Source organism: Holospora elegans E1 (genome assembly GCF_000648275.1).
In the GTDB taxonomy this organism is placed as follows: Bacteria; Pseudomonadota; Alphaproteobacteria; order Holosporales; family Holosporaceae; genus Holospora; species Holospora undulata_A.
Genome location: NZ_BAUP01000066.1, coordinates 1 through 8,450 on the forward strand (window position 1 = coordinate 1; position 8,450 = coordinate 8,450).

General features: G+C 35.8%; 9 protein-coding genes and 1 pseudogene. 8 read left to right on the plus strand and 2 right to left on the minus strand.

What is annotated here, in order from left to right; translation table 11 throughout:
- Positions 1–618 (minus strand): annotated as a pseudogene (locus tag HE1_RS02420) (hypothetical protein); the annotation flags it as partial.
- Between the two features lie 229 nt (positions 619–847).
- On the opposite strand from HE1_RS02420, the gene HE1_RS02425 reads away from it, so the two are divergent.
- Positions 848–1,054, plus strand: a complete 207-nt coding sequence (locus tag HE1_RS02425) for a helix-turn-helix domain-containing protein (RefSeq protein ID WP_035544315.1) — start codon at positions 848–850, stop codon at positions 1,052–1,054.
- A 248-nt stretch (positions 1,055–1,302) separates the two neighbouring features.
- On the opposite strand, the gene HE1_RS09945 is transcribed toward HE1_RS02425, so the two are convergent.
- Entirely contained in the window at positions 1,303–1,428 is a 126-nt protein-coding gene (locus HE1_RS09945; protein ID WP_278243149.1) for a hypothetical protein, read from the minus strand.
- A 1,031-nt stretch (positions 1,429–2,459) separates the two neighbouring features.
- On the opposite strand from HE1_RS09945, the gene HE1_RS02435 reads away from it, so the two are divergent.
- From HE1_RS02435 to HE1_RS10305, 7 genes are all read left to right on the plus strand, one after another.
- On the plus strand, positions 2,460–3,266 hold the full coding sequence (locus HE1_RS02435) for an enoyl-ACP reductase FabI (protein ID WP_006296999.1): 807 nt from the start codon (positions 2,460–2,462) through the stop codon (positions 3,264–3,266).
- Positions 3,267–3,314: 48 nt separating this feature from the next.
- Positions 3,315–3,917: a S49 family peptidase gene (locus HE1_RS02440; protein WP_035544319.1), complete on the plus strand. Its 603-nt coding sequence runs from the start codon at positions 3,315–3,317 to the stop codon at positions 3,915–3,917.
- The gene (locus tag HE1_RS02445; protein ID WP_084490944.1) at positions 3,914–4,828 is read left to right on the plus strand and encodes a S49 family peptidase; all 915 of its coding nucleotides are present in this window, start codon (positions 3,914–3,916) and stop codon (positions 4,826–4,828) included. Before HE1_RS02440 ends, HE1_RS02445 begins: the two co-directional genes overlap by 4 nt.
- A 473-nt stretch (positions 4,829–5,301) precedes the next feature.
- Positions 5,302–5,589, plus strand: a complete 288-nt coding sequence (locus HE1_RS08080; protein ID WP_152531031.1) for a hypothetical protein — start codon at positions 5,302–5,304, stop codon at positions 5,587–5,589.
- Positions 5,586–6,578, plus strand: a complete 993-nt coding sequence (trpS, locus tag HE1_RS02455; RefSeq protein WP_006296996.1) for a tryptophan--tRNA ligase — start codon at positions 5,586–5,588, stop codon at positions 6,576–6,578. Before HE1_RS08080 ends, trpS begins: the two co-directional genes overlap by 4 nt.
- A gap of 197 nt (positions 6,579–6,775) precedes the next feature.
- Positions 6,776–7,696: an ABC transporter permease gene (locus HE1_RS02460; protein WP_052567242.1), complete on the plus strand. Its 921-nt coding sequence runs from the start codon at positions 6,776–6,778 to the stop codon at positions 7,694–7,696.
- 596 nt (positions 7,697–8,292) lie between these two features.
- Entirely contained in the window at positions 8,293–8,403 is a 111-nt protein-coding gene (locus HE1_RS10305; RefSeq protein WP_162480217.1) for a winged helix-turn-helix domain-containing protein, read from the plus strand.
- Positions 8,404–8,450 lie beyond the last annotated feature (47 nt).

The following is an 8,450-nucleotide window of genomic DNA, read 5'->3' on the forward strand; positions in this document are numbered from 1 at the left end:
ATTTTGAGGATCTGAAGTGTTTACAACTGAATCAGGCTGCTTATTTTGAGGATCTGAAGTGTTTACAACTGAATCAGGCTGCTTATTTTGAGGATCTGAAGTGTTTACAACTGAATCAGACTGCTCATTTTGAGAATCTGAAGTGTTTACAACTGAATCAGGCTGCTTATTTTGAGGATCTGAAGTGTTTACAACTGAATCAGGCTGCTTATTTTGAGGATCTGAAGTGTTTACAACTGAATCAGGCTGCTTATTTTGAAAATCTGAAGTGTTTACAACTGAATCAGGCTGCTCATTTTGAGAATCTGAAGTGTTTACAACTGAATCAGGCTGCTCATTTTGAGAATCTGAAGTGTTTGAAGCAAGACCAGAACGCTTACTCTGAGAAACTTTAATCCTTTCCCTTTGAGCTTTCTCCCCTGGGGAGATTTGAGTATTCGTCCATTGACTTATACCCCCCCCCTCTCTTCCTTGAAATTTTTGATTCTCAGTTTTTTGAGAAGCTCCAGACTTCTTCTTAAACTTCTCACTTTTTCTAGGCTTTGGATTTTTGGAGTTATGGGCGTATAAGGAAGTTATAGTTTGAAGAAAAGTAAAAAATAAAGCAAAAATTTTCATTTTTTTCATTTGAAAGCACAAACTAATTTTTACGGTATCATTCTATTCATAAGGAGGATTTTTGTCAACAAACAAAACTTTTATTTATAAAGGAACAATGATGAGTTACATTAAAGCCAGTTAGGCAAGTGTGTTGTATTTATAGAAGCTTTTAACTAAAGATGCTTTTTATTAAAATCAGTAAAGGAAGTCTTTTAAAAGTCTCTAAAAATGATTGTATATAAAATTTGTGAATATTCGGAGTGCTTTTAAAGCGGTTTTGTTCGAGAAGTTTAGCGGTACAAATGTAAAAAATATGGAAAAAATTTCACGAGGTGTGCCCGAAAAAGACAAGCTCCAAGCCCTTGTTTTATACGCAAGCGGCTTTTCAATGAACCGAATTACTCAGCGTTTTGGTGTCAGCGCGGGCGCTGTTTTGAAGGGGGGCGCACCTTAGGATCAAGGCTATGCGCCAAAATTGAACCCTCCCCAGAAGACAAAGGTATTGTCATGAAAGTCTATGAATTTTGGAATTATTTAAAAAAAAGAAGCAAGAAATTTTGGATTTTTAAAGCTTGGATTTCTAAAGCTTGAATTTCTAAATCCTATGATCGTGCTGGAAAACGACTTATCGATTGGGAATTTGGTGATCACTTGAGTCAAACATTCAAACGACTTTTTGAACGATTAAAAAAATAGAAAATTTTATTTTATTGCGTAGATCATTGGGCAGGTTTTAATAAAATTATTCCAAGCACCGGCATCTTTCAGAGAAAAGATAAAACGTTTTTCATTGAAAAAATAACGGTCAACACCGCCATTGGTTTGCAAGATTTCGTAGAAAACCCTTTGCAAACACACGATCACTTGAAATTCTAGAGGTAACACTGTGTATTTTTTCGGCACTTCATGTTAATAAAACTTTGAAAATTAATCACGATATCTTTGGTTAAAAGCATTAAATCAGAAATAGTGAGATGGAGCAAAAATCTTGAAGGAGTCAACAAAAGGAATAACCCATGGACAAAATTAGACAAATAGAACTTGAGAGTAGATATAGAAGAATTTCCAGACAGGTGCGATGAAAGGGCTAAGAGGTTAGAAGTCAGCGCTTCTGGTAAAGATATGCAAAACACCATTTAGGAGAGACATATAAAAAAACTCTCAATCATCCGATCCAGAAAAAAGATCTACGTTTTTCCAAAAGAAATTGAAAAAAAAAGATAAGCAGATAGGTTGTGATGGAAGTGGTTTTTCTCATGATATGCCAAGAACGCATAGTTGCTCTGAAAAGATAAGCGGTGTTATGGGTTCTCATAACTGGGAGGAAAACAAATGCCATAGGTGCTTTAATTGACCAAGCTATAATTGCAATTGGGTTCATATCTGGCTTGCAAAGGGGGGTACATCTTGAGTGCTACCAAACTTTCCAAAAGAAAGCAGTAGTGTTATGGATACTGCCACTTTCCATAAAGGGAAATCTATACAAAAGATGCAGGTCGTAGCTTGCTTTGTTTGCATCCTTATTCTCCTGATCTCAATCCTATTGAGAAAAAATGGGCTTAAGCCAAACATATAAGAAGAAACGCCACCTTACTCAATTGATCTCTTATTTCAATTCCATTTCTTGTAATTTTTTTATACTGATTTAGATATAGTAGAAAAAAATTGCACATGCTTTAAATTAAGTAAAAGTTTTCTGTATTAGAGCTGATATTTCAAATACAGTATAATGATGCAGAAGGTTAGAGTTTCAGCAAAAAGATAAAAAACGAGGAATCCCTTTTTAGAAAGCTTATTGAAGTCATCTAAGAACTCATGTACAATATTTTCTTAAGAAGAAAAGAAAGGGGGCTTAGGGTATGTTGTTAAAGGGAAAAAAAGGATTGATTTTAGGTGTTGCCAATCAAGATTCTATTTCCTGGGGAGTTGCAAAAAAGGTTGCAGAATCAGGTGCGGAACTGGTTATTACTTATCAAACAGATACCTTAAAGCGAAGAGTAGAACCTTTGGCAAAAACTTTGGATTCTGCTGCCTCTATCTTTCCTTGCGATGTGGAAGATTCTAACCAAATTTTTGATCTTTTTCAGCATATTCGAAAAACCTGGGGAAAATTAGATTTTATGCTGCACGGAGCAGCATATTCAGATAAGCAAGAATTGAAAGGAAAATTTTTAGACACTAGTAAACAGAATTTTATTAGAACTATGCACATTTCTTGTTTTTCTCTTATTGAGATGACCAAAGAGGCTGCCAGTCTTATGACTTCAGGAGGAAGTATAGTTACTTTATCTTATTATGGTGCAGAAAAAGTTATTCCCCATTACAATGTTATGGGAGTTGCAAAAGCAGCTTTAGAATCTAGCGTAAGGTATTTAGCAGCGGATTTAGGGCCTCAAGGTATTCGGGTTAACGCAATTTCTGCAGGACCTATGCGCACCCTTGCAGCAGCGGGAGGAATTGATGGGTTTAGATATATTTTAGATTGGACCACTCACAACGCGCCTCTACGGGCGGGGGTTACTCAAGAAGATGTTGGGGATGTGGCGCTGTATTTATTTAGCGGTATGTCTTCAAAAGTAACTGGTGAGGTTCATCACGTAGACTCAGGATATCATGTGATTGGTATGAAATTAGTTCATGCTCCAGATATTCAAAAAAATGTTTAATACGATTACTTCGATTACTTTTGCATCTAAAAAACAAAAAACTATGGAATGGGTATGAAGATAAGTGCGGCGATCGGTTGGGGAGGAAAAAAAATTTTTTCCGGATTCAATCGTTTATTTATTGTGGTAGGGTATGCGGTTACTTTTGTTGTTTTGGTTCTTTTTTTTCGTCGAGGACTTCCTTCTACACCTGTCCACGTCTTAGTATTAGAACATCATTTTGAAGCTTGGGAGCAGGGATCACACCTAAAAAATTGGAAAGCATCCTTAGAGCGTGCTTTGGTAGATCCTTATCTTCGGCGTATTGTCTTGCATCTGAATTTCGACATAAGTATAGCAGATGCGCAGGTTTTAAGGGGGATGTTGGTAAAACTTAAGGCTCAAGGAAAAGAAGTTATATGTTACGCTCAATCTGTTGGTTCTTTAGGAGAAATAGGGATATCCGGGTACTATTTAGGTTCTTGTGCTAATCGCTTTTATCTTGCAAGTTCCGGTCATATGATGCTGGAAGGAATGAGCGTAGAGCGCTTATATTTTGGTAAATTTTTAGAAGCGTTGGGGGTACGCAGTAATTTTGTAGCGCAAGGAAAATACAAATCTGGACCAGATGGATTTACGCGCTCTGATATGGCCATTCAGGAAAAAAAATGATGACTCGTATTTTAAAAAGTTGGAACAAACAGATCTTAAAAGATCTTCAAGAAGACAAACGTATCAAAGGTTTTTCTTTAGAAGATGGGCTTGTGAACTTGACTTGCTCTGCGCAAGAGGCAAAAAAATTAGGGTGGGTTGATGCATTGGCTTCTTGTTGGGATCAAGTTAAATTAAAATATACCCAAAATGAAAAAAATGCTGACGTTAGTGAATATCTGAAAAGAAATAAAAATATCTGGACGTGGATAAAATCTAAGCTATTTCATAGACATCACATTGCGATTTTGCGTATTGATGGAGAGTTAGGCAGTGCAACATTCGATACTCAGCGACTGTGCGATCAATTGATCAGTATTTCACAAAACGCTTCGATAAGTGCTGTTTTTATTATGCTTAATACTCCAGGAGGAACGTCTTCTGCGGCAGAAGCTTTGCGACATGGAGTTTCATGTTGCCGAAATGCAGGAAAATTAACAGTGATCGTTATGGAAAGTGTTGCTGCTTCTGGAGGATATTGGATTGCGTGTTCTGGAGAAAAAATTTGGGCTCAGCCTGGAACTCTTACGGGATCAATTGGCGTTTACGCGGGAAAATTTGATCTTCAAAAGGGGTTAAAGACCTGGGAAATCGGGTTTGGCAGTGTGACCACAGGAAGCGGGTCTAGTGAAAGCCTGTACACAAGCTGGAGCGATAGCCAAAAAACCCGGTGGGAAAAAATTACTGCACTTGGATATGAACATTTTCTTTCTTTAGTGGCAGAAGAACGAAAAATGAAAAAAGAAGATGTTCAAGCTCTGGCACAAGGGCAAGTGTGGACGGGAGAAGAGGCAAAAACTCTGGGGTTAGTAGACGAATTAGGGGATTTTTCCCAGGCATTAAATTGGGCAAAAAAAGAAAAAAATCATTAAATTCTTTAGAGGTTGTTGATTATACTCCTGGTGCTCGTTACTCTTTACATTGGATATTGTCTATGCTGAAGGAAAAAGTAGCAAAAGCCTTTACTGAAATGTTTGTAAACGGTCGAAAACTTTGTATGTTAATGCGAATTAGGTGAAGCATTAGAAAATTTATGAAGGTGGAGTGTGTGTCGTTAAATAAATTTCTAATTAAAAAAATGGAGTACTATATATCTGATTCTTTGAATATCGATTGGTTGTGTGGAGTTTAAGGTATTACTGTAGGAAAAATTATGACAAATTTTTTGCAAATAATAAAAAGCACTCCCTTTTATGTTTGGGGCATATTTGCGTACGTGCTGTTTTTTGGTATTAAAAATATAAAAACAAGAATTGTTTACGTTCCAAAACTTTTCATTTTTCCGCTCTTGTTATTTTTTATACAATACAAAAATTTTTTTTCCCAAAACTCGAGGGCTTTCACTTTGATTGTTTTTTTAGCAACTTTAGGAAGTTTTTTCGTACACAGAAGTAAGAAAGTAAAAGTTATAAAAAGTTTAAAATCAGTTGAGGTGATCGGAAGCTATATTCCATTACTTATTCTTCTTTTTGTATTTTTTATGAAATATTATTTGGGCTATCTAGAGTCTATGGATTATGAGATTTTTTCAAAATATCTTTCTTTTGAAAATCGGATAAGTGGAGCATTTTCAGGATATTTTCTTGGAAGAGCGATTAACTATGTATATCAGTACTGGAAGGAAAGCAAGTGAAAAAGAAAATTTTAACTGGTGATCGGCCAAGTGGAAAATTGCATTTAGGGCATTACATAGGCTCTTTACAGAACAGAGTAAAATTGCAAAACGAATTTGAACAATATGTAATGATAGCTGATGTTCAAGCTCTTACTGATAATTTCGAAAATCCGTCGAAAATTACAGAAAATGTTTTTGAGGTAGCAAAAGATTATTTAAGTGTTGGAATTGATCCAGAAGTTACGACTATCTTAATTCAGTCCCAGATTCCTGAGATTTCTGAACTAACTGTATACTATTTAAATCTTGTTACTTTAGGAAGGCTTGAAAGAAATCCTACCGTAAAAAGTGAAATCCAACAAAAGGGGTACGACGATTCTATTCCCGCTGGTTTTTTTTGTTATCCAGTAAGTCAGGCTGCTGATATAACGATATTTCAGGCAGAAATAGTTCCCGTAGGAGAAGATCAGATTCCAATGATTGAGCAAACTAATGAGATTGTACGTCGGTTTAATCGTATTTATGCTGTGGACTATTTAAAAGAATGCAGAGCAGTTTTAAGCAAATCGCCAAGGTTAGTAGGGATAGACGGCAAAGCAAAAGCTAGTAAATCGTTAGGAAATGCCATTTTTCTTTCAGATACTGCACAAGAAATAAAAAACAAAGTGTTTCAAATGTATACAGATCCAGGACATATAAAAATTAGCACCCCTGGAAGGGTTGAAGGAAATGTTGTTTTTACATATTTAGACGCTTTTCATCCCAATACTGAAGAAGTTAATGATCTTAAAATACATTACCAACGTGGAGGGCTTGGTGATACCACCATAAAAAATATTTTGAATGAAGTTCTTCAGGATTTTTTGGATCCAATCAGAGAAAAGCGAGCTAAATACACAGAAGAATACATAAGTTTTGTTCTTAAATGTGGAACATTAAAGGCGCGTAGTGTAGCCCTAAAGACCATAGAGCAGGTAAGAAAAGCGATTGGAGTGAACTATTTTTAAAAAGAAATACTGAAAGAAAGGAAGTACAGAATGATTAAAAAGTTTGATCACCTTATTTAAAGTAAGGGAAGAGTTCTTCAATAGTATTAGAAGATTTTTTTTGGATTTCGCTTTGAAAAGCTTGCATGCTAATGTTGTACTCTTTTAGAAAATTCGTTATGCTTTTCACAGGCTAGTTTTTCGGGGTAAGTATTAGGGTGTTCAATCAAATTGTTGAAAAAATTTATCATATAGGAAAGAAATGGCGCTCATTTTGGGTTATGATTCCTTACGGATGGTTTGGACTTTTTTTAATAATTCCTATCGGGATTTTAATGATTATTAGTATTTCTGAACCTAAAATAGATACTCCCCCTTTTACACCTTTACTTCGTTATACGGAAAATTATGGTATCGAAATCAGATTGTTTTTTATCAATTATTATAGAGTGCTTTCTCAGGTTCTGTACAGAAAAGCATATTTTGTTTCTTTATACCTTGCGTTTTCTTCTACATTGATTTGCCTTTTTTTAGGGTATCCTATGGCTTATGTTATTACACGTTTTTCTAAACCGTGGCGTGTATTTTTATTAATTTTGGTAGCGTTGCCCTTTTTGTCTTCCTTTTTGGTGCGTATGTGTGCTTGGACAAATATTCTTTCAATGCATGGATTTGTTAATTTTATTTTGGGAAAGTATTGCGGTATCGGTCCTTTTCAATGTATTCATAATCAAGGAGCGGTTTTACTAGGCATTGTATATTCGTACATTACTTTTATGATTTTTCCTTTATACATTACTTTGGAAAAAATTGACGTTACTATGCTGGAAGCAGCTTATACACTAGGGTGTCGCCCTTGGAGAGCGTTTTGGAAGATCATATTGCCGCTTTCAAGCCCCGGGATACTAGCAGGGGCAAGCTTAGTTTTCATTCCCGCAGTTGGAGAATACATAATTCCAGAAATTTTGGGAGGAAAACAATGCATTACAATTGGCCGGCTATTATGGTATGAATTTTTTGTGAATCATGATTGGCCAGCAGCGTGCGCATTAGCATTTGTAATGATGGGATTTTTACTTATTCCTATTATTGCTTTTGAAAAACTGCAAAGAAAGGTAGAAAAAAGTTTAGACACATAGAAACGTTATGCGCTTTGCACTATAGTTTCGTTTGTGTTAAGCAAAAAATACTCAGGTACTAAACATTTAGGCAAGGAGTCATTCAGATCTACACCTTGCACGAAGTGAAATTTTAAGGATTTTTCTAGTTCCGCTTTTTCATAATTTAGAGTTTTTATGCGTGATTCTTTTCCGTTTTATCGCTTCATAAAGTCTAAATTTAATCCGAGTTTATTTCCTGATTTTAAATATTCAAATAAGATACTCATTCTGAATGAAATTGTTTACAAGTTTAATAATTTTTCTTATGCAAAGATTTCTGAAAGAAGAAGATCGTGTTGCGTTAAGAACGCAGCATAGGAAAGAAAAGAACCGACGCGTAGAAGAGAGGATTAAGGAAGTTTAGTTATTCGACAAGGGGGGAGCTCGTCAAATTGCTAAGGCTCTTTTGATTGACGATCAGTCGAGGAGTATAAGAAAGATCAAAAGTTAATGGTGTCAAGCGGGGGATCTATAAGCAAGCTGAATACTTCGCAAACATCAGAACTTATCGCACATTTTGAAAGCCACCACGTACATGAAAGTGAGTGATATGTTCTTGAAGCATTGCGTAGACGATTCAAGGCAAGACGTTGTGGCTGCACGCCCATAACTTTTCACTTAAAAAGCCAGCAGCACGGCCCGTAAATACAGATCCCACCAAGAAGGAATCCTTTATTCAACGGTGATGACAATACCGCCGAAGAATGAACCCCATAAGTGTTGAAAGTGGTTG

What these genes read in the sequence shown, in the direction of transcription:
- HE1_RS02435 (WP_006296999.1), top strand. Translation starts at nt 2,460, where the DNA reads ATGTTGTTAAAGGGAAAAAAAGGATTGATTTTAGGTGTTGCCAATCAA.
- HE1_RS02440 (WP_035544319.1), top strand. Translation starts at nt 3,315, where the DNA reads ATGGGTATGAAGATAAGTGCGGCGATCGGTTGGGGAGGAAAAAAAATT.
- HE1_RS02445 (WP_084490944.1), top strand. Translation starts at nt 3,914, where the DNA reads ATGATGACTCGTATTTTAAAAAGTTGGAACAAACAGATCTTAAAAGAT.